Origin of the sequence: Alteraurantiacibacter palmitatis, from assembly GCF_037154115.1 — a bacterium.
Classification (GTDB): domain Bacteria; phylum Pseudomonadota; class Alphaproteobacteria; order Sphingomonadales; family Sphingomonadaceae; genus Alteraurantiacibacter; species Alteraurantiacibacter palmitatis.
The window spans coordinates 96,151-118,695 of the sequence record NZ_JBANRO010000001.1 but is presented as its reverse complement, the minus strand read 5'-3'; the positions used below and the strand labels follow the sequence as shown (position 1 = coordinate 118,695).

13 protein-coding genes are annotated in these 22,545 nt (G+C 64.8%); 9 read left to right on the top strand and 4 right to left on the bottom strand.

Annotation, left to right across the window (positions count from 1 at the left end; translation table 11 throughout):
* Positions 1–33: 33 nt before the first annotated feature.
* A complete protein-coding gene (locus tag WFP44_RS00380; RefSeq protein ID WP_336924354.1) occupies positions 34–2,028 on the bottom strand; it encodes a pilus assembly protein TadG-related protein in 1,995 nt (664 codons plus the stop codon).
* Between the two features lie 407 nt (positions 2,029–2,435).
* Here WFP44_RS00380 and WFP44_RS00375 point away from each other — a divergent pair, with 407 nt between their 5' ends.
* The 3 genes from WFP44_RS00375 to WFP44_RS00365 are packed head-to-tail and all read left to right on the top strand — an operon-like array spanning position 2,436 to position 5,820.
* Positions 2,436–4,451, top strand: coding sequence for a Tad domain-containing protein (locus WFP44_RS00375; protein ID WP_336924353.1), 2,016 nt, complete (start codon positions 2,436–2,438; stop codon positions 4,449–4,451).
* On the top strand, positions 4,448–5,098 hold the full coding sequence (locus tag WFP44_RS00370; RefSeq protein WP_336924352.1) for a TadE/TadG family type IV pilus assembly protein: 651 nt from the start codon (positions 4,448–4,450) through the stop codon (positions 5,096–5,098). Before WFP44_RS00375 ends, WFP44_RS00370 begins: the two co-directional genes overlap by 4 nt.
* The gene (locus tag WFP44_RS00365) at positions 5,095–5,820 is read left to right on the top strand and encodes a TadE/TadG family type IV pilus assembly protein (RefSeq protein WP_336924351.1); all 726 of its coding nucleotides are present in this window, start codon (positions 5,095–5,097) and stop codon (positions 5,818–5,820) included. The genes WFP44_RS00370 and WFP44_RS00365 overlap by 4 nt, the downstream gene beginning before the upstream one ends.
* A 30-nt stretch (positions 5,821–5,850) precedes the next feature.
* Here the strand turns inward: WFP44_RS00365 and gdhA are convergent, their stop codons facing one another.
* Positions 5,851–7,206, bottom strand: a complete 1,356-nt coding sequence (gene gdhA, locus WFP44_RS00360) for an NADP-specific glutamate dehydrogenase (protein ID WP_336924350.1) — start codon at positions 7,204–7,206, stop codon at positions 5,851–5,853.
* A gap of 179 nt (positions 7,207–7,385) precedes the next feature.
* Here gdhA and WFP44_RS00355 point away from each other — a divergent pair, with 179 nt between their 5' ends.
* The 6 genes from WFP44_RS00355 (at position 7,386) to WFP44_RS00330 (ending at position 19,832) form a co-directional block, all read left to right on the top strand.
* On the top strand, positions 7,386–9,500 hold the full coding sequence (locus WFP44_RS00355; RefSeq protein ID WP_336924349.1) for an adenylate/guanylate cyclase domain-containing protein: 2,115 nt from the start codon (positions 7,386–7,388) through the stop codon (positions 9,498–9,500).
* A complete protein-coding gene (locus tag WFP44_RS00350; RefSeq protein ID WP_336924348.1) occupies positions 9,487–10,212 on the top strand; it encodes a hypothetical protein in 726 nt (241 codons plus the stop codon). Before WFP44_RS00355 ends, WFP44_RS00350 begins: the two co-directional genes overlap by 14 nt.
* A 221-nt stretch (positions 10,213–10,433) precedes the next feature.
* Positions 10,434–11,747, top strand: a complete 1,314-nt coding sequence (locus WFP44_RS00345; protein WP_377923130.1) for a multiheme c-type cytochrome — start codon at positions 10,434–10,436, stop codon at positions 11,745–11,747.
* A complete protein-coding gene (locus WFP44_RS00340) occupies positions 11,747–13,735 on the top strand; it encodes a heme-binding protein (RefSeq protein WP_336924346.1) in 1,989 nt (662 codons plus the stop codon). Before WFP44_RS00345 ends, WFP44_RS00340 begins: the two co-directional genes overlap by 1 nt.
* 26 nt (positions 13,736–13,761) lie before the next feature.
* Positions 13,762–15,690 carry a hypothetical protein gene (locus WFP44_RS00335; protein ID WP_336924672.1) on the top strand — a complete coding sequence of 643 codons (1,929 nt, stop codon included), beginning with the start codon at positions 13,762–13,764 and terminating at the stop codon, positions 15,688–15,690.
* Positions 15,690–19,832, top strand: coding sequence for an LVIVD repeat-containing protein (locus WFP44_RS00330; RefSeq protein WP_336924345.1), 4,143 nt, complete (start codon positions 15,690–15,692; stop codon positions 19,830–19,832). The genes WFP44_RS00335 and WFP44_RS00330 overlap by 1 nt, the downstream gene beginning before the upstream one ends.
* 48 nt (positions 19,833–19,880) lie before the next feature.
* Here WFP44_RS00330 and WFP44_RS00325 read toward each other — a convergent pair whose 3' ends face one another.
* Both WFP44_RS00325 and WFP44_RS00320 read right to left on the bottom strand, forming a co-directional pair.
* Entirely contained in the window at positions 19,881–20,732 is an 852-nt protein-coding gene (locus tag WFP44_RS00325) for a metallophosphoesterase (protein WP_336924671.1), read from the bottom strand.
* A 55-nt stretch (positions 20,733–20,787) separates the two neighbouring features.
* Positions 20,788–22,539 carry a cytochrome c3 family protein gene (locus tag WFP44_RS00320; RefSeq protein WP_336924344.1) on the bottom strand — a complete coding sequence of 584 codons (1,752 nt, stop codon included), beginning with the start codon at positions 22,537–22,539 and terminating at the stop codon, positions 20,788–20,790.
* Positions 22,540–22,545 lie beyond the last annotated feature (6 nt).

The following is a 22,545-nucleotide window of genomic DNA, read 5'->3' as shown; positions in this document are numbered from 1 at the left end:
CCCTGAATTGGGGTGGATGCGGCAATCCCTCGTCTAGCCCACCAGCCCTTCGACCGAATTGTTCATGATGGTGCAGGCCGTGCCCGTCTGCGATCCCCCGCTGACAAGGATCGTGAGCGCGATCAGCGAGAAGCACCGGCTGCCCGAAAGCGTGGTGTTTCCGCCGCTCATCGTCACGGCCGAATTGGGCAGATGCACCACGCCCGCCAGCAGGAAGCTGGAACCCGCCACCCAGTTGGTTGGCTGGTTGGTGGGGCTGCTCAGCAGCAATTCGGCGATCCCGCCGCCGGGCGTTGCCGTGGCGGAAGTAGGCGCGAACATCTTGGTCTTGGCCCCGCCGCCCAGATTGAGGGCGCCATTGAGGATCATCGTCACATCAATGCCCGCCATGTCGAAGCCCGACACGCTTTCGCCCTGCAACGTATTGCCATAGGTGCGGCTCGCCCAGGCGGAGGTATAGGGCCACACAGTGCCGCCCGTGCCGTTTTCGAACCGGCCGTTGATGGTGTAGCGGCCCTTTCCGAACAGCACCGATCCGCGCACCAGCAGATTGCCGTTGATGTAATGGTTGGTCGTTGTGCCGAACACCAGCCGGCTGCCGCCCTGCGTATCGATATGGCCGTTGGCGCTGAATGTGCCGTTGCCCATGAAAAAGCGGGCCGATCCGTTCATCTTTATGGCATTGCCATCGGTGTGCGGGCCGATCAGGATATTGCCATCGCCCAGCAAGGCCAGCTCGCTGTCGCCATCGATGAACACGCCCTGGTTCGCCTGAAAATCCCCGGCGCCCAGCCGCATCCGGCCGCCGCCAGCCAGAGTGACGCGGCGGAAACGGTGATCACCCCGGCCCATCGTCATGCTCTGCCCGCCGCCCATGGAGATGGTGGAGTTGATCACCACATTGCCATCGCCCTTCACATTGGTGCCTTCGAAGATCACCGTGCCGCTGCCGATCCACAGATCGCCATTGCCGATGGTCACGCCGTTCGACCCGCTGTTGAAGCCGCCATTCACATAGAGGTTGGAATTGCCGAAATTGACCGTGGAGCCGCCGCCGATGTTCACGCCATTGGCAACGGTGATGTTCGATCCGTTCTGGAACGTCACATTTATGCCGCCCGCCACATTGAGCTGCCCGATCGTGTAGTTGCCCGGCGGAACGACATAGTTGTTCGTCGTCCCCACCCGGTAGGCGGATGCCGGGCTGTTGGGGCTGTAGGTCATGTTCCACGTCGGCCCGCCCGGCGTGGTGGGATTGGTCAGGTTCGGGATCGGATCGGTATAGCCCAGCTGCCCCACCGCCGCGACCCGCTCGGTATGGTTGGCCCATGGGTCGAGCAGCGTGGTGGGCTGGTTGATGCGTTTGGACGCCGGCGGCACATTCGCGTTCCAGACCGGCGCGCTGAAACTGCCGGCATAGCGGATGGAATTGACGATCAGGCTGCCCCAGTCGACCGTGATATTCCCCGTGCCCGAAACCACATCCGCAGCCTCGATCTTGGTGCCCATCTGCTGAATGCCGCCCACGGCCGCCACGGTGCAGTTTGGCGCGGTGATCGTGGCGCCGCCTTCCACCCGCAAGGCGGAAGCCCCGCTGGACAGGGCCAGATAGCACGGAGCGGCCACATTCACCCCGCCCGAAAGGCCCGCATAGGCCTCGACCGAAACGCCAAATGTGCCGGAAAAGCCCAACACCGAAGCAAGATAATACTTCAGCTCCTGGTCGATGGTGACCTTGACCGACTGCTTGTTCGGCGTGGGATAATTGTCCACCAGCACAGCATTGACCGTCGCGCCTTTAATCCCGTTGGCGCGGGTGATGTCGCGCGCAGTAGGCGTCAGAATCTGCACATTATTGCCGGTCTTGTAGGCCATTGCTGCGCCCAGCGCGGCCAGATCGGCGGTGCGCTGCGCGATCATCCGCGCCTGGTATCCCCGGTTGAGATCGAAAACGAGCCCGGCTGACCCCACCACGACCGGCAGGGCCAGCGTGGCGATGGTCGTCACCCCTGCGGTGGTATCCCGCAATATGGAGCGAGCTATCCCGTTGATAAAAGACCGATTGCGCATGACCATGATCATGCCAGCGGAATCCTAACGAAAGGCTGACGCTGATGCTTAAGTTCAGCTAACCAAGCATCCGAGCCGTTGAAAATAAATGCAAATTTCTGATGATAGCGCAATCATTAGGTGGTGTTACGCAATTTCTGGAAATTCTGGAAAACTAAGGAGTACTTCCGGCGAAATGGTGGTTCCGGCTTGGGCAATTTACGAAATATCAACCACCTAATCCGATATCCCCACTAATGAGCCGCCGATTGCGCAAATTTCGGGCTGGCTTGGCAACAACCTTGGGGAGTTAGGCGAGCTTGTCTGTTGGTTCCCGCACACAATCCCGCTTTCTGAACCGCCTGCTGCGCGACAGGCGCGGCAATATGCTTGCCGTGACGGCGGCTGCGATCATTCCCATGATCACCATTGCCGGCAGCGGCATCGACATCAGCCGCGTTTACCTCGCCAAGAGCCGGCTTCAGGCCGCCTGCGATTCTGGCGTGCTCGCCGGTCGCAAGGCGATGACGACGGTGACCTACACCTCCACCGCCCGTGCCCGGGCAGAGGCGATGTTCAATTTCAATTTCGATCCGGAAGATTACCAGGCCACCGGCACGCAGTTCAGCGCGCAGGCGGACGCCGAAGGCAAACTGGACGGCACCGCGCGCACGACCATCCCGATGATCGTGATGGATTTTCTGGGATTTGGCGACAAGCAGATTACTGTCAATTGCAGCGCCGATATCCAGGTGCCCAATATCGACGTGGTCTTCGTGCTCGACGTAACCGGGTCGATGACCGAAACGATCGGCGGCGTGCAGAAGATTGTCTCGCTGCGGGCGGCAACGATCGATTTCTATGATGCGATTGCAGCGGCCATGGCCGGCAACACGCGCACACGCGTGCGCTATGGTTTTGTGCCCTACAGCCAGACGGTGAACGGATCGGAACTGTTCGTCACCAACCCGAATTTCACGACATTGGGCCAATTGCCCGTGACGCATCTGATCAACACGATGACGGTGCAATCGCGCGTGGCCAATTTCAACACGCCCTACACCGGCAACTGGATACAGGATCCCAATTCCACGCCGACATCGTTCGACCAGAATTTCGTGTCCGGCAACAACGCTTCGCGCGAACCGAATGTGGCGGTGACTGCCACCGGCACGGTCATGTCGAACAACGACTGCGCGCTCTATGGCCAGAACCTGTCGTTCACGATCGACAACAGCACCAATCTGCGCGTCTGGTTTCCCACGCTGACCTCTTGGCCCGGCGGCGACGGCCAGGGCAGCTCCGAACTGTACAAGCCCGATGGCTCGAACACCTGGCAATCCACCGTGCCGACCAGCGGCAGCGGCTATACCCGCGCCACCTTCTCGCGCGTGAGCGCCACATGGAACGACAATAACGGCGCCAGCACCAACCAGTATCGCGCCTGCACACGGCGCGTGACGCACACCCGCTTCATCCGCGAAACGGGCTTTCGCTTCACCAACTGGACCTATCGCCCGGTCGAAATCAACACCACCAACTACCGCGCGGGCGGCAGCATTTCCTATGTCTCGTCGATCAATACCAGCACCGCTGCCGTGCCAACGGCAGGGTCATATGACATGGTAGAACTGGCGCAGATGCCCAACCAGACCGGCCTGACCCGGTCCAATGCCAGCTGGAACGGCTGCCTGGAGGAACGCACCACCACCGCCGCCACCACCTTTTCGCCAATTCCCGAGGCGGCAAAGGATCTCAACTATATCGAGGGCGGCACCAGCGAATCGATGCGCTGGCGCCCGATGATGCACGATCTGACCTGGCTGCGCACGGGCACGGCCCACCAGACCACGACAAACAACAATTCCAAGCCGGCCAATGCCTGCCCATCGGCATCGATGCGCAATTTGCGCGAATATCCGACGCGTTCGGCTTTCACCAGCTATGTCAATTCCTTGCAGGCCAATGGCAATACCTATCTCGACGTCGGCATGATCTGGGGCCTGCGGCTTATCTCGCCTCAGGGTATGTTTGCCGATCGCAACCTGACCGGCCCCAATGGCGGGCAGATCAGCCGCCACATCATCTTCCTGACCGATGGTGAGCCGGTCTCCTCGGCCACCACCTACAGTTCCTATGGCACCGAGCAGACCGAACGCCGCATTACCGGCAGCACCGGGGTTGCCGCCGCGACGCTCCACGCCCGCCGCTTCCAGGCGCTGTGCGATGCGGAACGCGGACGCGTCGCCATCTGGGCTATCGCCTTTGGCACTTCGGTGACTGGCAATATGCAAAGCTGCGCGGATTCCGGACGCGCCATGCAGGCCAACAACACCACCGAATTGCGGCAGGCCTTCGCCCGCATCGCCAACGAAGTGGCCGATCTGAGGCTGGTGCAGTGAGGGTTCAGCCCACTCCCCCTGCCAAGGCATCTGCGCGTCGCCGCAGCCTCGTGCGGCGCGTGCTGCGCAACAATCGCGGCGTTTCCGTGGTCGAATTCGCGCTGATCGCCCCCGTCTTTATCGGGATGCTGCTGATCGTGTTCGAGTTTGGTTTCGCCTTTTATGCCAAGGCCGTGCTGCAAGGGGCGGTAGAGGAAGCGGCGCGCACCGCCACGCTGGAAAACACCAGCTGGGATACGCTGTCCAACCGCGTCAACCGGCAGGTGCGCAACGTGATCCCCGCCAGCGATGCCGACACCGAAATCTCCTTCGATCTCGATCCGGTCTATTACGCCAACTATGTCGACATCAACCTTCCCGAGGATTTCGAGGACAACAACAACAACAATATGTGGGACAGCGACGAGTGCTTCGTCGACCGGAACAGCAACGGCACCTATGACACCGATGTCGGCCTGTCGGGCCGCGGCGGCGCGCAGGATGTGGTGACGATTACCGCCACGCTCACCTATGTCCGGCCCTTCCCCCTGTGGAAGCTGTTCCAGCTCGATTCCACGCAAACCGTCCGCGTCAGCACCTATCTGCGCAACCAGCCGTTTTCGGCGCAGGCGGCGGCCAATAATGTGCGGATCTGCCCCACGCCATGACCGCAGCTTCTCGCCCCTGCTTCCTCGATCGCGGCCGCCAGTGCCTGCGCCGTCTGCTTGTCAGTGACGAGTCGGGCGTGGTGATCCTGGAGTTCGCCTTCACCATCCCCGTTTTCGTATTGCTCTCGATCACCTCGTTCGAACTCATCAACCTGGCGCTGGCGCATATGCGCGCCAGCCAGATCGCCATGACGGTGGCGGACAATCTTTCGCGCGCCAAGACCACGGTCCCCCTTGGCCTGCCGCGCCTGCGCGAAGTGGATGTGAACGATACGCTGCTGGGCGCGCAGATCCAGGGCGGCGACAGTTTCGGCTTGCTGGAAAACGGACGCATCATCGTCTCCAGCCTGCAGCAGAACTCCTCCGGCCGGCAATGGATCGCCTGGCAACGGTGCAAGGGGATGCTCAATGTCGCCTCGCGCTATGGCGTGCAGGGATCGACGCAGCCCTCATCGGGCACGGGCGGGTTTCAGGGCATGGGGCGCGCGGCGCAGCGGGTTGTCGCGCCACCCAACAGCGCGATCATTTTCACCGAAGTCGTCTATGATTACCAGCCGATCATCGGCGAATGGGTGCTGGGCACGCTGCGCATCAGCAAGGAAGCCGCCTATTTCGTGCGCGACGACCGCGATCTGGTGGGCGGGCCGACCGGCAACGGGATGTACAATCCCGCGCCCGCGGCCCCGGTATCGTCCTGCAATGTGTTCGACAGCAGCTTCTGAGCGCGCCCCGGAAAGACTGCCTGGCAGCCCCTAGACCACGCCAAATGCCAGCATCGCATCGGCCACCTTCTTGAACCCTGCGATATTCGCGCCCTTCACATAATCGACATAGCCATCGCCCTGGTCGCCATAGGCGATGCAGCGGCCATGTATCCCATCCATGATGTCCTTCAGCATGGCCTGAAGCTCGTCCTCGCCCCAGCTCTTGCGCAGCGAGTTCTGGCTCATTTCCAGGCCCGACACGGCGACGCCGCCCGCATTGGCCGCCTTGCCCGGCGCGAACATGATCCTGGCCGCCTTGAAAAGATGCACGGCATCCAGATCGCTCGGCATATTTGCCCCTTCAGACACCGCGATGCAGCCATTGTCCACCAGCAGGCGGGCATCGGCGCCCAGCAATTCGTTCTGCGTGGCGCAGGGCAGCGCGACATCGCAGGGCACGCCCCACGGGGTCTTTCCGGCATGGAAACTGGCCGCGGGGAAGGCCTCCACATATTCCTCGATCCGGCCGCGCCGATGGGTCTTGTGCGCTTTCACCCAGTCGATCTTTTCCTGCGTGATGCCGTCGGGATCGTGGATGAAACCGCCGCTGTCGGACAGGGTGAGCACTTTCCCGCCAAGCTGCACAACCTTTTCCGCCGCATGGGTGGCGACATTGCCGCTGCCGGAAATCACCGCTGTCTTGCCGTGCAGATCCATGCCGCGGTGCTTCAGCATATTCTCCAGGAAATAGACCGCGCCATAGCCGGTCGCCTCGGTGCGGATCAGCGAGCCGCCATATTCCAGCCCCTTGCCGGTCAGCACCCCGTTGAAATGGTTGGTGATGCGCTTGTACTGGCCGAACATGAAGCCGATCTCGCGCCCGCCCACGCCGATATCGCCCGCCGGCACATCCACATCCGGCCCGATATGGCGGTAAAGCTCGGTCATGAAGGACTGGCAGAAGCGCATGATCTCGCGCACGCTCTTGCCCTTGGGGTTGAAGTTCGATCCCCCCTTGCCGCCGCCCATCGGCAGCCCGGTCAGCGCGTTCTTGAACGTCTGCTCGAACGCCAGAAACTTGAGCACGCTTTCATTGACGCTGGGATGGAAGCGGATGCCGCCCTTGTAGGGGCCGATGGCGTTGTTGTTCTGCACCCGCCAGCCGCGCTGGACACGGATATTGCCGTTGTCGTCTTCCCAGCACACGCGGAACGACACCACCCTGTCCGGCTCGGCAATGCGGCGCAGGATCTGCTGCGAATGGTATTCTTCCTTGTCCGCGATGAAATCGAAGATGTCCTCGGCCACTTCCTGCACGGCCTGAACGAATTCCGGCTGATGCGGGTTGCGGCGCTTTACGCCCTCCATGAACATCGCAAAATCGACATGATCCGATGCCGCCATAATTCCCTCCCCAGAAGCAAAGCCAAACTGCAGGCTGAACCGGCTGTTGCCCGACTCGGCTCGACATTTCCCCGGCGCCATCAAATCACTTGGGTGCGACAAAATAAAGGCTTCTATCCTCTTGCCTTGCCAGCAGGGCTGACGCACCTTTGCCCGGGGATGAAGCAGCGGGGGCTTGCATGACCGGCCCAAATCTTGGCCCAAACCATGGCCCGAACTTTGGCGCGATCGTCGGCACATTATTCGCCGCCGGCTGGCGCAATGTGCGCGAAGCAGGGCCGCAGCGGCTCGCACTGACCAGCGTCCTGCTGGTGGCGGCGCTGCTGCTCGCCCGCTTTTCCTGGGTCATCTATTTCACCGACGAGGCAGAACGCGCGCTGTTCGATTTCCGCAGCTTCACGCTGGCACAATCGGTGGAGCAGGACCGCCGCGTGGTGCTGGTCGTGTATGACGACCAGACGCTGATCAACCTGGGCAAACGCTCGCCATTGGACCGCGGGATGCTGTCGCGCGCGCTCCGGACGATCGACACGATGGGCGCCAGGGCGATCGGCATCGATATCCTGTTCGATCAGCCGCAGGCCGAGGACGAGGAGCTCATCGCCACGCTCAACGCGATGCAGACGCCGGTTTCGGTCGCCTATGCCTCCACCGATACCAATGCGCAGGACATCGTTTACGACCAGCAGCAATTCCTTGATGGCTTCATGGCCCGGCTCACCAGCCCCAAGGTCCGGCCCGCCAGCATCCGCCTGACCGCCGAAACGGGCGGGGTCACGCGCACCTGGCCCGAAATTCTCCCCGACCTGCCGCCTTTGCTGGGCCGTGCCATGCTGCTGTCGGCAGGAGAGGCGGAGGAACGCACCCTGCCCGGCTATGAAGGCGCGATCCGATACCGCAAGCCGCTGCTGCTGCAACAGCCGGTCTTTGCCAGCCTGCAGATCGATCTGTTCGCCAATCCTGAGCTGATGGCGATTCCCAATCTGCGCGATCCGCTGGCCGCGCAACTGCGCGGGGCCTATGTGCTCATCGGCGGCGATATCATCGATTACGACCGCACGCTGACGCCTTTTTCCGCCTTCAGTCCCGACACGCTGGAATCGGGTGCCTTTGACCCGCGCCCGCCGGGTATCGAAATCCATGCTGCCACCATTGCACAGATGCTCGACGGCAAGCGGCTGTCCCGACCATCGGGCGCGCTGCTGTGGCTGTATGCCGCGCTGACGGTGCTGGCGGCGGCATTGACTGCGCTGCTGGAGATCCGCAGCTGGCGGGTCATTCCGGTTCTGCTGGTGCAACTGGCGATCCTGATCGGTCTGCCTTTTGTCCTGCATTGGCAGGAAGTGGACACTTACGGCTTTCCCTCGGTCGGGCCGGTGCTGGGCTGGGTGCTGGCCTTTGTCGCTGTCACCTCGGCGGCGCGCGCGGCGGGCGCGGTGCAGCGCCGCTTTGCGCAAGGCGCGCTGGGCAAATATCTGCCCGCCTCCATCGCGCAGGAAATCATCACCCATCCCGAACTGCTGCAACTGGGCGGCTCAAAGCGGGAAATCTTCGTGATCTTTTCGGACCTTGAAGGCTTTACCAAGATGAGCCACGCGATTGAGCCGGAAATGGTCGCCAGACTGCTCAACCGCTACCTCGAAATGCTCAGCCAGGTGGTGCTCGATCACGGCGGGATACTCGACAAGTTCGTGGGGGATGCGGTGGTCGCTTTCTGGGGGGCGCCGATTGCCAAGCCGGACGACGCCGACAACGCCGCGCGCGCGGGATACGCGCTCTGGCTGGCAGGCGAGGCGTTCCGCGCCGAAGTGGCCGCCGCCGACCCTTCGTTGCCCCGCATCGGCAAGACCCGCGTGGGGATGCATTGGGGCGAGGCGGTGGTGGGCAATTTTGGCGGCGAGAACCGCATCCAGTACACCGCACTGGGCGATTCGATGAACACGGCTGCGCGGCTGGAGGCGGCCAACAAGGCGCTGGGCAGCGCGGTGATGGCAAGCGCCGAATTCGCCAGCCGCACCACCCTGGACTGGTGGCGTCCGATGGGCCGGGTGGTGCTGCGCGGCCGTGCCCGGCCGGTGGATCTGTTCGAACCCGCACCTGATTTTCCACCCGAAGCGCGCGCCCAGCTTGCGCAGGCGATCGAATGGCTTGGGCAAAGCAGGCCGGAACTGCGGGCTGAGGCGCTTGCCATGCTGGAAAGGCTCTGCGCAAGCAATCCGGCTGACATTGCGCTGCAAAATCTGCTAATGCGATCGCGGGAATTGAACGAGGGTGGAGCTTATGTCCTGGATTAGCAGGAATCTTTCCGCATCGGCGGCGGCCATCGCTTTGATCGGCCTTGCGCCTTCAGCCGCGCTGGCGGGTGTGGTGGTGTCATCCAGCGGGCCTTCGGCAGCGCAGTTTCCCGTGGGCCGCCAGATCGGGCCGGGCCAGACCTTCACCCTGCGCGAAGGGGATATTGTCACCATTCTGGAAAACGGCGGCACCCGCATCTTTCGCGGCGCAGGCAGCCATTCGCTGGGCACCGCCAGCGCCGCCAGCCGCAACCGCGCCTTTGCCGCGCTCACCACACAGCGTGCCGCCGTGCGCGCCCGCACCGGGGCCGTGCGATCCACCGCATCGGGCGAGGTCAGAAATCCCAGCCTGTGGTATGTCGATGTAGCCAAGGCAGGCACGATCTGCCTGCCGCGGGCCAGCACCGTGCGGCTGTGGCGCGCCGATACACAGGCCGAAAGCACCTATGCCATTACCCCGGCACAAGGCGGCAATGGCTGGCACGTGACCTTCCCCGCCGGAGAAATGCTGGCCCTGTGGAACGCGGCCACGCCGCCCGCGCCCGGCACCGCCTATCGCATCGGCCACGGCACCGGCAACGGCCCGGTGGAAGTGCGTTTCGCCTTTCTCGATACGGTTCCCGGCACACCAGAGGATTTGGCCAACGCGCTGATCGCCCATGGCTGCACGGTGCAACTGGATCAGATGGCAGCGGCGATGACGCAAGGGTGAGTGTGACGCACGAACGGCTTTCGGCGCGGGGGGCGTGCCGGGGCAGGAGCGGGGCGGGCAGGTAGCCCTTCCCGTGCTGATGCTGGACGTTGGGGGGACGGCAGGTGGCAGGTGACGGCAGCGATCAGGGCCAGACCGGGCGCAGGAGGCGCGCGCTTCGTGGCGCACGTCCTGCCGCAAGAGGCGCGCTGCTTGCGCTTCTGCCAGCCGCAGTCGCCTTTCTGTTGGCCGCCTTTCCCCTTGGCAACAGCGCGGAAGCGCAAGGCTCCTATGCCTATACCGGCGTGGCCTCCTGCGCCGGGTCCACCTGCCACGGGCGCAGCGAAGGCAATGGCGCCGTGGTTCGGCAGGACGAGATTGCGACCTGGCAATCGCCCTTCAATGTCAGCGGCGCGCACAGCCGTGCCTATGCCGTGCTGGCCGGGCGGCGCGGGCAACAGATCGCGCAGTCGCTGGGCTGGGCCGACGCCACTTCGCGCAGCGAATGCCTGGGTTGCCACGCCACTTTCGTGCCAGCCAGCGACCGCGGCCCGCGTTTCCAGATCACCGATGGCGTGGGATGCGAAAGTTGCCACGGCCCGGCGGCGGGCTGGCTGGCGAGCCATTACGAAGTGGGCGCCAGCCATTCAGCCAATCTGGCACGCGGCATGATCGCGCTCGACCAGCCGCAAAACCGCGCCCGCCTGTGCCTCGATTGCCATTACGGCAGCGCCAGGCAAGGCCAGTTTGTTACCCACGCCATGATGGCGGCGGGCCATCCGCGCATCAGTTTCGAGCTGGATCTGTTTTCCAGCTTCCAGCAGCATCACGATGCCGATGCCGATTACATCGCGCGCAAGGGCCGCACCGACAATGTGCAATTGTGGGCAGTGGGCCAGGCCGAGGCGGTGGCCCGCGCCACCGATCTGTTCACCCGCGCCGACCTGGCGAGCGAGGGCCTGTTCCCGCAATTCACCTTCTTTGATTGCCATTCGTGCCACCGCGCCATCACCGATGGAGCGGAACGGCGGCTGACTTTCGAGGTCAATCCCGGCCGCCCGCTCACTTTCGGGCAGCCGCCCTTCAATGACGAGAACATCATCATGCTCGATGCCGTGGCATCGGCGCTGGCCCCGGCGCGGGCCGAAAGCTTCCGCAGCGCCAGCCGCGCCTTTCACGCGGCGATGAACCGGGGACGCGAACCGGCCGTGGCCGCAGCCACTGCCTTGCGGGCCGAGGCGCAGCGCCTTTCCGATACGCTGGCCGCACGCTCCTATGGCGGCAACGATGCCTTTGCCGTGATCGCCATAATCGGCGGCGAAGCCACACGCCCGCGCTTTACCGATTATGCCGGGTCCGCGCAGGCGGTGATGGCGGTCGATACACTGCTCAATGCGCTGGTGGCGCAGGGACGCATCACTGTAGGGGCCGCGGCCAGTATCCGCGCGGACATCAACCGGGCCTACAGCGCGGTGCGCAGCCCCGAAAGCTACCGCCCCGCCGATTTCCGCGCCGCGCTGGGCAGCGCGGTGGGCGCCATCGGAAGGCTGCGGTGATGGGCTTGCAGCGGGCAACGGCCTTGCTGGCGGGTGCCGCATTGGTGCTGGCGGGCTGCGGTGGCGGCAGTTCCGGTGGGGGAGGTGGCGGCGCAGGCCCCACGCCTGCACCCGCGCCCACTCCCACTCCGCTGCCGACAGGCGGCCTGTTCACCCCGCCCGCGCCCGAAGCGCTCACCGTGGCGGAGGTGCAGCGCATTGTCGCGCAGGCGGCGGGTGAAGCGGCCGCGCGCAATCTGCCCAGCTGGATCGTGGTGACCGACCGGGTGGGCAATGTGCTTGCCTCCTTCCGCATGACCGGCGCGCCCGATCTGGCGCGCGTATCCACCCGCACCATTGCCGGCAATGCCGCGCCGGGCAGCGAGATCGGCCTGCAAGGGGCCACCATTCCGGCCAGCGCCGCCGCGCTCGCCAAGGCGCTGACGGGCGCCTATCTTTCCAGCAGCGGCAACGCCTTTTCCACCCGCACCGCCAGCCAGATCGTACAGCAGCATTTCCCGCCTGCGCCCACCACGGCGGGGCTGGAAAGCGGGCCGCTGTTCGGCGTGCAGTTCAGTCAATTGCCCTGTTCCGACCTTGCCACGCGCTTTACCGGCGGCATGGGCGCATCCGCCCTGATCGGGCCCAAACGCAGCCCCTTGGGTCTTGCCGCCGATCCGGGCGGCTTTCCCATCTACAAAAACGGCGTGGTCGTGGGTGGCATCGGCGTGATGGGCGATGGCGATTACGGCTTTGATCCCAATATTCTCGATACCGATCTGGATGCCGAGGAACTGATCGCGCTGGCGGGCATACAGGGTTTCACCCCGCCCGACGATATCAGGGCCGAGCGCATCTTTGTGGACGGCACCGCCTTGCGCTTTGCCGATGCGGCGGCGGGGCAGCTTGCGCCTTTGCAGACCAGCTTCGCCACTGCGCCGGGTGTGCTGGCACCCATTGCCGGCTATAGCGACGGGGTGCTGCGCGCCGGCACCGCCTATGGCACCGAGGCATCGGGCATTCGGGCCGCCAGCATGGCCGAGTTTTCCAACCGCGATGCCTTTGTGCTGACCGATGGCAGCGGCAATCCCCGCTTCCCCATCCGCGCGGGCACCGATGGCGCCAGCGTATCCCAGCCGCTGACCGCCGCCGAAGTGCGCGCCGTGCTGGAGGAAGCCTTTGCTGTCCTCTCGCGCGCCCGCGCACAGATCCGCCGCCCGCTCGACAGCCGGATGCAGGCGAGCATCAGCGTGGTGGATACGCATGGCGCGGTGCTGGGGATCGTGCGTTCGCCCGATGGGCCGGTGTTCGGCGTCGATGTGAGCCTGCAAAAGGCCCGCAGCGCGGCCTTCTTCGCCAATCCGGCAGCCGCCGCGCAATTGCAGGCGGCGGGCGGCCTTGTCAGCCCCTATGTGCAGCGGCTGCGTGCCTTTCTGGGTGATCCGGCCGCGCTCACCGGCACTGCGGCCTATGGCAACCGGTCGATCGGCAATCTGGCGCGCCCTTATTTCCCCGATGGCGAAGTGGCGCAGGGGCCGGGGCCGCTTTCGGTTATGCAGGCCGGGCAGTTCAGTCCCTTTGCCGTGGGCCTGCAATCCGATCTGATCGCGGGCAATGTCGTGGCGGCTGCGGTCCATGTCGCCACGGGCGGCGCTTCGGCGGATACAGGCGTGGGCTGCACCGCCCTTCCCGATGCCGCGCCGGGTCAGAAGCGGCTGGCCAATGGCCTGCAGATTTTCCCCGGCAGCGTGCCGATCTATCGCGGCAACCAGCTGGTGGGCGCGATTGGCGTGTCGGGTGACGGGATTGATCAGGACGACATGGTCAGCTTCCTCGGCGTGCACAATGCAGGGCTTCGGGTGGGCGGCATCGGCAATGCCGCGCCTGCCATCCGCGCCGATCAGATCGTGGTGAATGTCGGCGGGCGCGGGATGCGGCTGCGCTATGTCTCGTGCCCCTTTGCCCCGTTCCTGGGCAGCGCCGCGCAGAATGTGTGTCAGGGCCTGTGAGCGCGGGGCTGCTCATCCTGCCGCTGATGGCCCTTGGCGCCCAGCCCGAAGCGGGCCCGGCCCAGGAGGAAACCCCGGTGGCCGAGCGCCCCGCAGGCGGGCTTGGCACGGCGGTGGAACCACCTCCCGGCCCGGTCGATCCGGCCATTCTGGAAGGGCGCACGCGGCCCGGTTTCGTCGCCCCCTTGCCTGAAGCGGTGCAGCAGGTGAATCCCGGCGCGGTGCGCGCCCCGCCGCCATCGGCCTTCCCGACCGATCAGATCGCCATTCCCGATCGCTGGCGGCTGATCGAGAACCTCGGCCTGGTGGTGGAGAACCCGCTCGATCCCTATCACCAGAATACCTACAAGGGCGACCGTCCGATCTGCACCAATTCGGACGAGGAGCGCGCCCACCGGCAGGCACTGCGCGATGCCGCCGCCGCCGCGGGGGAAGACCCACCCTATGGCAGCGCGCGCTGCCTCACCCCGCGCTTTCTGGGGCTGAAGAGCGACAAGTGGTTCTTCATCGCCAATGCCATTTCGGACACGGTGGTCGAACCGCGCACCTTCCCCATCCCCGTGGGCGTGCAGACGACCGAACGGCCCGGCAGCCTCGATGTGTTCGGGCGGCCCTTTTCCTATGTCCTGTCGCAGACCTTCATTGCCGGTTTCGCGCTGCTCAAGGGCTCGACCGCCTATGCCCCGCCCTCGGTCGAATACCGCCTGACGCTGGCCTACAATATCAACCACGTGGACGTGCCGGAAAGGCGCGTGCTGTTTGTCGAGCCGAGCAAGCCGAGCCACCGCACTGACCATTTCCTGGGTGTGCAGGAAGCCTTCGTCGATTACCACTTCACCCAGTTCGATACCGAACGGTTCGATTTCATCTCGATTCGGGCGGGCATCCAGCCCTTTCAGGCCGATTTCCGCGGCTTCCTGTTCAACGACAACCAGCTGGGCGTGCGCCTGTTCGGCAACCGCGACAACAACCGCTTCCAGTTCAACCTCGCGGGTTTCATCCGGCTTGAGAAAGATACGAATAGCGGCCTCAATTCGGTGGTGCAGCGCCCGCGCGATGATCTGGTGTTCTTCGCCAATATCTACCGGCAGGATTTCCTCATCCCCGCGCTTACCAGCCAGCTTACCGTGGCCTACAACCGCAACCGCGAGGGCGACAATGTGGAGGTGGACGATAACGGCTTTCCCGTGCGTCCGGCATTGCTCGGCAGTCTGCGCGGGCGCGATTACGATGTGGTTTACCTCGGCTACAATGCCGACGGGCGCATCGGCCGGATCAATCTGACCGCCAGCGCCTATGCCGCTTTGGGAGAGGACAGGAACAGCTTCTTCACCGACCGACCGGCAGATATCCGCGCCTTCTTCGCCGCTGCCGAACTCAGCTACGACCGGGACTGGATGCGCTTTCGCCTGTCGGGCGCATGGGCCAGCGGCGATGGCGATCCGTTTGACGATACCGAAACCGGCTTCGATGCGATCTTCGAAAACCCCGTCTTTGCCGGGGCCGACACCTCCTACTGGATTCGCCAGACCATCCCCTTTGCCGGCGGCGGGCGCGCGGTGAGCCTGAACGGGCGCAACGGCATCCTCAATTCGCTGCGCTCTTCGAAAGAGCAGGGGCAATCGAACTTCAACAATCCGGGCCTCATCCTGCTGGGCGTAGGCGCGGATTTCGACCTGACGCCCGAACTGCGGCTGTCCACCAATGCCAACCATCTGTGGTTCGAGAACACCGCAACCTTGCAAGCCTTGCGGGTAGAAGGCAGCATCCCGCGCGATATCGGCTATGACCTGTCCGCCGCGGCCATCTGGCGGCCGCGCGCCAACCAGAACATTGTGGGCCGATTGAGCGCCGCAGCATTGCTGGCGGGCGATGGCTTTCGCGACCTGTTCGACACCACCGATAATTCCCGCGCCTATCTTTCGGTGCTGGCCAATGTGACGCTGACCTACTGATGCTGACGCGCCCCGCCTTTCGCCATGTCGCCTTTGCCGCCAGCCTTGCTCTGGCCGCTATTGCCTTTGTGGCCGGCCCGCAAAGCCGCGCCGCCGGGCCCAGCGAGACGCCGGTCCCGCGCGATTACAGCCTGGTGCGCGCCGCGCCCGCGCCGCAGAACCAGACGATGCTGCAAGCGATGGCCAAGTCCGACGGCTGCTATTCCTGCCATGTGCAGACCGATGCGCCTTCGATGCATATCAGCGATGCGGTGGTGCTGGGCTGCGTCGATTGCCACGGCGGAAATGCGGCAGTGCGCGGCAATCCCGATCTGTCCTTCGACCATCCCGATTATGTCGCCGCGCGCGATGCCGCCCATGTCCTGCCGACCCTGCCCGAAAGCTGGCACTTCCCTTCCTCCGCCAATCCCGAACGCTCCTATTCGCTGCTCAACCGGGAATCGCCGGAATTCCTGCGCTTTGTGAACCCCAGCGATTACCGCGTGGCGCGCGAGGCGTGCGGGGCGTGCCATATGCCCGTGATCGAGGCGGCGGAACGCAGCCTGATGGCCAGCGGCGCCATGCTGTGGGGCGGGGCCAGCTACAATAACGGCATCCTCCCGTTCAAAAACTATGTGCTGGGCGAAGCCTATACGCGCGAAGGGCAGCCGGCGCAGGTGCTGTCCCCCGGCCAGCCACACGGAACGGTCACGCCCGAACAGGCGGCGCGCGGGGCGCTGGCCGCGCTCTACCCGCTGCCCACCTGGCACGTGGTGCCGCCGGGCGATGTGTTCCGCGTGTTCGAACGCGGCGGACGCAATATCGCCAGCCAGTTTCCCGAAATCGGCCTGCCCAACCCCACTGGCCTCATCCAGCGGTTGGAGGAACCGGGGCGGCCCGACCTGAAGCAGAGCAACCGCGGCCCCGCCACGGGCCTGCGCGCGGCGATACCGGTGCTGAACATCCACAAGACGCGCCTCAACGATCCCTTCACCTGGTTCATGGGCACCAACGACCAGCCGGGCGATTACCGCCATTCGGGCTGCGCCAGCTGCCATGTGGTCTATGCCAATGACCGCGAGCCGCGCCATTCGCTGATCTACGCGCAATACGGGCGCGACGGGCAGACGGTGACGGTTGACCCCACGATCAACCGGCAGATGCGCGGGGATCCCGGCGGTCACGGCGCGCTGATTCAGCCGGGCGACAGCCATCACGGCGAGAATGACGGCAACGGCCACGATGGTGCCACCGGCGAGCGGGAGCGCGGCCATCCGCTGCGCCATGTCTTCACCCGCGCCATTCCCACCGCGCAGTGCATGAATTGCCATATGCACCAGCCCAATATCTTCCTCAATTCCTACCTCGGCTACACGATGTGGGATTACGAGGCGGACGCGCCTTTCATGTGGCCCGGCCCGGAAAACCGCACCCCGCGCCCGGAAGGGATGAGCGATGCGGACTATGCCGCGATTTACCTCACCCAGCGCTATCCCACCGCCGCCGAAGTGCGCGCCATCAACGATCGCAACCCCGAAGGCGCTGCCCCGCGCGGGCTGTGGGGCGACATTGATTTCCTGCGCAATGTCTATGACCTCAACCCGCTGCTCGAACACACGCAGTTCGGCGATTACCACGGCCACGGCTGGAACTTCCGCGCCATTCTGAAGCGCGACCGCGAAGGCAATCTGCTCGACGCAGAAGGCAACCGGGTGGCACCGGACGATCCCCAACGCTGGCGGCGCGAGGGCGAAGGGCAGTTCGTCCCCGCTGGCGTCAATCCGGGCAAGACCGTGCACATGATGGACATCCACGCCGAAAAGGGGATGCAGTGCGCCGATTGCCATTTCGCGCAGGACAGCCACGGCAACGGCCTGATCTATGGCGAAGTGGCCAATGCGATCGAGATTGGCTGCAAGGATTGCCACGGCACCGCCGATGCCTATCCCACGCTGCGCACCAGCGGCCCTGCCGCACCTCCCGGCGGGCATGATCTGACGCTGCTGCGCAATCCCGATGGCCGCCGCCGCTTTGAATGGGTGAACGGCCCCAATGGCCGGCAGACGCTGATCCAGCGCTCGCTGGTCGACCCCGCGCTGGAATGGCAGGTGAGCCTGGTGCGCGACAGCGTGGATCCGGAAAGCCCCGCCTTCAACGGCAAGTCCGCGCGCGCCAAGCTGATGAGCCGCAGCGGCGCGGATACGGGCCGGTTCGAATTCGGCCTCGGTGTCGCCCGCGAGGACCGCGCGCATGGCGAAGAGGAGATGGCCTGCTTCACCTGCCATTTGTCATGGACCACCAGCTGCGGCGGCTGCCACCTGCCGATCGAGGCGAACTGGTCCACCCCGCTGCACCGTTACGAAGGCGAAACCACGCGCAATTTCGCCACCTACAACCCGCAGGTCGCGCGCGACGAGATGTTCCAGCTGGGCATCCACCAGACCACCAAGGGCAACCAGATCGCGCCCGTGCGCTCATCCTCCGCGCTGGTGCTGTCCTCCACCAATATCAACCGCGAACGGATCTACATCCAGCAGCCGCCGATCAGCTCCATCGGCTTTTCCAGCCAGGCCTTTGCCCCGCATTTCCCGCATACCGTGCGGCTGACCGAGACCAAGACCTGCACCGATTGCCACTTGTCCGAGGCTGAGGACAACAATGCCATCATGGCGCAGCTGCTGTTGCTGGGCACCAATTACGTGAACTTTGTGGGCCTCAACGCCTGGACGGGGCTGGAGCGCGGCTTTCAGGCCACGCGCGTGACCGAATGGGACGAACCGCAGGCGGTGATCGGCTCCTACCTCCACCGCTATGCCTATCCCGATTATTTCCGCGCCCATGTGGAGCGGAATGGGCGTGAGCTGAAGAACTGGGTGCGCGGCCCCACATTCAGCGATGGCCTTTCAGGCGAAACGCGCCCGATGGAGGAGTTTTTCAACGTGCACGAAGGCACGCGCGACGCGGTGCGCTGTTTGCAGATGCGCGGCGAATATATGTTCGTGGCCGAGGGGCGCGGGGGCTTCCGCGTCTATGACATCGCCTCTGTCGCCAATAAGGGATTTTCCGAACGCGTCGTCACCGCGCCGTTCAGCGCGCTCGGCCACAACGCCCATGTCGCCAGCCGCAACGCCACCTGCATGGCCTTGCCCACGATGCAGGCCATCGCGCCCACGCGAAACACCGCCCAAATGCGCGAGATGAACCAGGAGCAGGCTTTCCTGCCGATCTATTCCTATGCCGTGGTGACCGACGCTGTGGAGGGGCTGATCCTCGTCAATGTCGACACCTTTGCCGATGGGGAGTTCCGCAACAACAATATCACCCGCCACCGCTTTGCCGATGGCAGCCGCGCATGGAACCCCGATGGCGTGCTCAACGGTGCCCGGCATATCAATCTGGCGGGTGAGGTAGCCTATATCACGGCCGATGCCGGGCTGGTGGTGGTGGATCTTGCCAATCCCGATGCCCCGCGCCTCGCTGCCGTGCGTCCCATGCGCGATGCACGGGCCAGCGCGATCCAGTTCCGTTACCTGTGGGTGAGCGATGCGGAAGGCGTGAAGCTGTTCGATGTGACCGACCTGCGCAATCCGGTTGAGCGCCGCGAAGGCTTCGTGCCGCTGGAAAATGCGCGGCGCATCTATCTGGCGCGCACCTATGCCTATGTCGCGGCCAAGCATCAGGGCCTTGCCATCATCAACATCACGCGGCCCTTGGCGCCCACCGTCTACCGCATGGAGACGCTGGGCGGCACGATGAACGATGTGGAAGATGTGATCGTCGCCAGCACCAATGCCAGCCTGTTCGCCTATGTGGCCGATGGCGTGAACGGGATGAAGGTGCTGCAACTCACCAGCCCCGACAGCCAGCCCAATTTCTACGGCTTCTCCCCTGCCCCCATGCCCGAACTGGTCGCCTGGGCGCGCACGCCCAGCCCCGCGCTCGCCATGTCCAAGGGGTTGGACCGTGACCGCGCGGTGGATGAGACCGGCGGGCAGATCGCGGTGTTCGGCCGGCTGGGCAGTCGCCCCTTCACGCGCGCCGAGATGGAAGACTTCTTCCTCAATTCCGCCGGGATACCGTGGCGGGTAAGCGACGCGGTGGACATGACCGCCTGGGTGCCGGGGCGTGGGCCGGTGGTGGCCGCTAACGGGGCGGGACGGTAAGCCCCCCTATCCTCACCCGATCGCATCGCGGGTGATGGCCAGTACCCCCTAGGTCTTCTCCCGCTCCATCTCGCGGATCATCGGTTGCAGATGCGGGCCGTAATAGGCCAGCACCTGCCAGTCGCTCACTGTCTCGTAATGCGTCACCAGCCGCGCGCCATCCCAGTGGTGGAGGGCATAGCTCGGCGGCTCGGTGGTGATCAGCGCGCGGGAATCGGGCACATCGGGCGATATCGGGCGCAGGTCGAGCGACACCAGCGGCGCGACAGAGGGCGTGACGCTGACCGGGATGCCGCAAAAACTGGCCGCAAGCTGCCGGTGCAGATGGCCGCAATGGATCGCCTGCACCTGCCCCATCCCCTCCAGCGCGGAGGCAAGGTTGGTAATCCACGCCTCGTCGGCACGCGGGTCCATCCACTGGATGCCCGATACGACCGGGGGGTGATGCATGAAGATCACCGTGGGTGTGCCGCGGTTGGCTTCCAGCACGCCCCGCAGCCAGTCGCGCCGCTTGTCGCAGAACGCGCCGCCGTGCCGCCCCGGCTCCAGCGTGTCGAGCAGCACCACCAACAGGCCATCGCGCTCAAAGGCGGCGTGGAGGAAGCCGTCATCCCCGCGCAGCGTGTGCGGAAAGGCGGTAAGCAGCCCGTCGCGGCTGTCGTGATTGCCCACCATGACGTGCACGGGGAACGGCAGATCAACGAGAAGCTCCGCCGTGCGGGCAAAGCTTTCCGCGTCCCCCCGGTCGGTAATATCGCCCGAACAGATCAGCATATCGGGCACATTGGGTTGCTTCAGCAGCCGATTGAGAACCGCGCGGAAGCGCTGGCGGTTCAGCTCTTCGGGCCGCGCCTCGCGGTCGAAGCCGATGTGAATATCGGTCATCTGGGCGATGATCATGGGCACACTCTCCGGCGGCGGGCCGCTTTGCGACCTCCTGTGCAAAAGGGCGGCTTCACGGCCGCAAAATCCCGGCGGCAATCCGGCGCCCGGCCCCGTGCGGAGCGGTGCTGGCATTGGCGGGCGGGTGGTAAGAATGGCACATGGCGCAGCTTGATGGCACCTCGGCCACGCGCGACTGTTCTCCTCCGTGGCATTCCTGGCACGAGGCCAGATCAGGCAGCAGCAGATCGGTCGCCTGTGCCGATGTGTCCGCCGCATGGCAGGTGGCGCAATCTTCCTGCCGGTGCGCGCGGTGATCGAACCAGCCGTGCAGCATATAGCGGTTCCGCTGGGTGACGGGCATGACCGAGATCGTGCCGGCAGCTCCATTGCCGGGCAAATGGCATTCGCCGCACAATCCGTCCTGGCTCATCACATTGGCGCGCAGGATGGATGGCATCACGCGGCTGAAATTGTTGTAATAAATGCCCCCTTCGGCAAACTCGCCCGGACGGCGGCGGCCGGTGGTGACAGGGCGGCGGGGGGATCGGTCGGCGGCGAGCAGATCGGCCTGCGTCTGCGCGATATTGCCGTGGCGCAGCGATCGGAAAGTGGTGCCTACCCGGTCATAGACGAGGCTGTGGCACGCCTCGCAATTCTCCTCCATCTTCACCGGCAGGAAGCGGACGCCATCGGCCGTGGGCGTGTGGCAGGAGGCGCATTGCAATGCCTCGCCATAGCCCGCATCGCGGCCCAGCCGCCGCGCCATCTGCGTCACGCCGCCGGTGGGGTCGAGATGGACATCGTGCGGGAAGCGCAGACCGTTGTGATCGGTGGGATTGCTGGCGAGCGAGACGCGCACCGGCCGCAGCGCATCGGGCGCGGGCAGCACCGCCACCTTGTATTCCGGGTGCAGCGCGGTGAAATCGCGCGCATTGCCAAGCCGCGTATCGGTCAGCCGGGTGTCCAGCGTGGTGTGGCAATCGGCGCAGAAGGCCTGCGGTGTCGGCTCCATCCGCCCTGCGCCTTCATGCTCGGTATGGCAATCGGTGCAGGCACCAGGGCCAGGCTTGCCGAACGCATGGGCCACGCGCCACAAGAAGGCATCGCTGCCGGAAAAAGGCGGGCGGCCCTGCGCCATGCGGTCAGCCGCAGCGTGATCGCCCAACCCCTCATGGCAGGTGAGGCAGGCGGCATCCTGCACCGCCTGAAATGGTTCCACATGGCAGGATTCGCAATTGTTGGTCAGGCCGTGGTGGACAGATGACAGCGCGCCGGTGGTCCATGCCGCATCCATGCGCACCGCGCCCGGCACATTCACCTGCGGTTCCACCCGATCGCGCGTCAGATGTGAATGGATGGGAATGGCGAGGAACGCCACCAGCACTGCCACCAGCCCGGCCCAGGACAGAACACGCTTTCCCGGCAGGACAGAGGCCAGCGCAAAGCCGCGCAGGCGTTCCTTGCCCTCCCCCTCGTCATCGACCTGCTGGCGCACGGTGATGACCAGCCGTCCGCCCTCCTGCCCGATCTGCAACAGATACGATCCCACGCCAAGTTCGCCCCCGCGCGCGGGATCGATGCTGGCCGCATCGACCTGCCGCCCGTCCAGCGTGAAGCCCAGCGTGCCCACCGCCTCCACCGCCAGCGCGCCTGAAGAGGTTGCGGTGATGCGCAGATGCTCCTGCTCCACGGCAAGGTCAGGCAGGTGGATCGTGTTGGCAGAATTGCGGCCCACGGTGACCGCATCGGTGGACAACTCGCGCGTGCGCACGATCTCGCGGCCCGCGGCAGTGAAGGCGATGCTGCGCAGCGTCAGTTCCACTTCGCG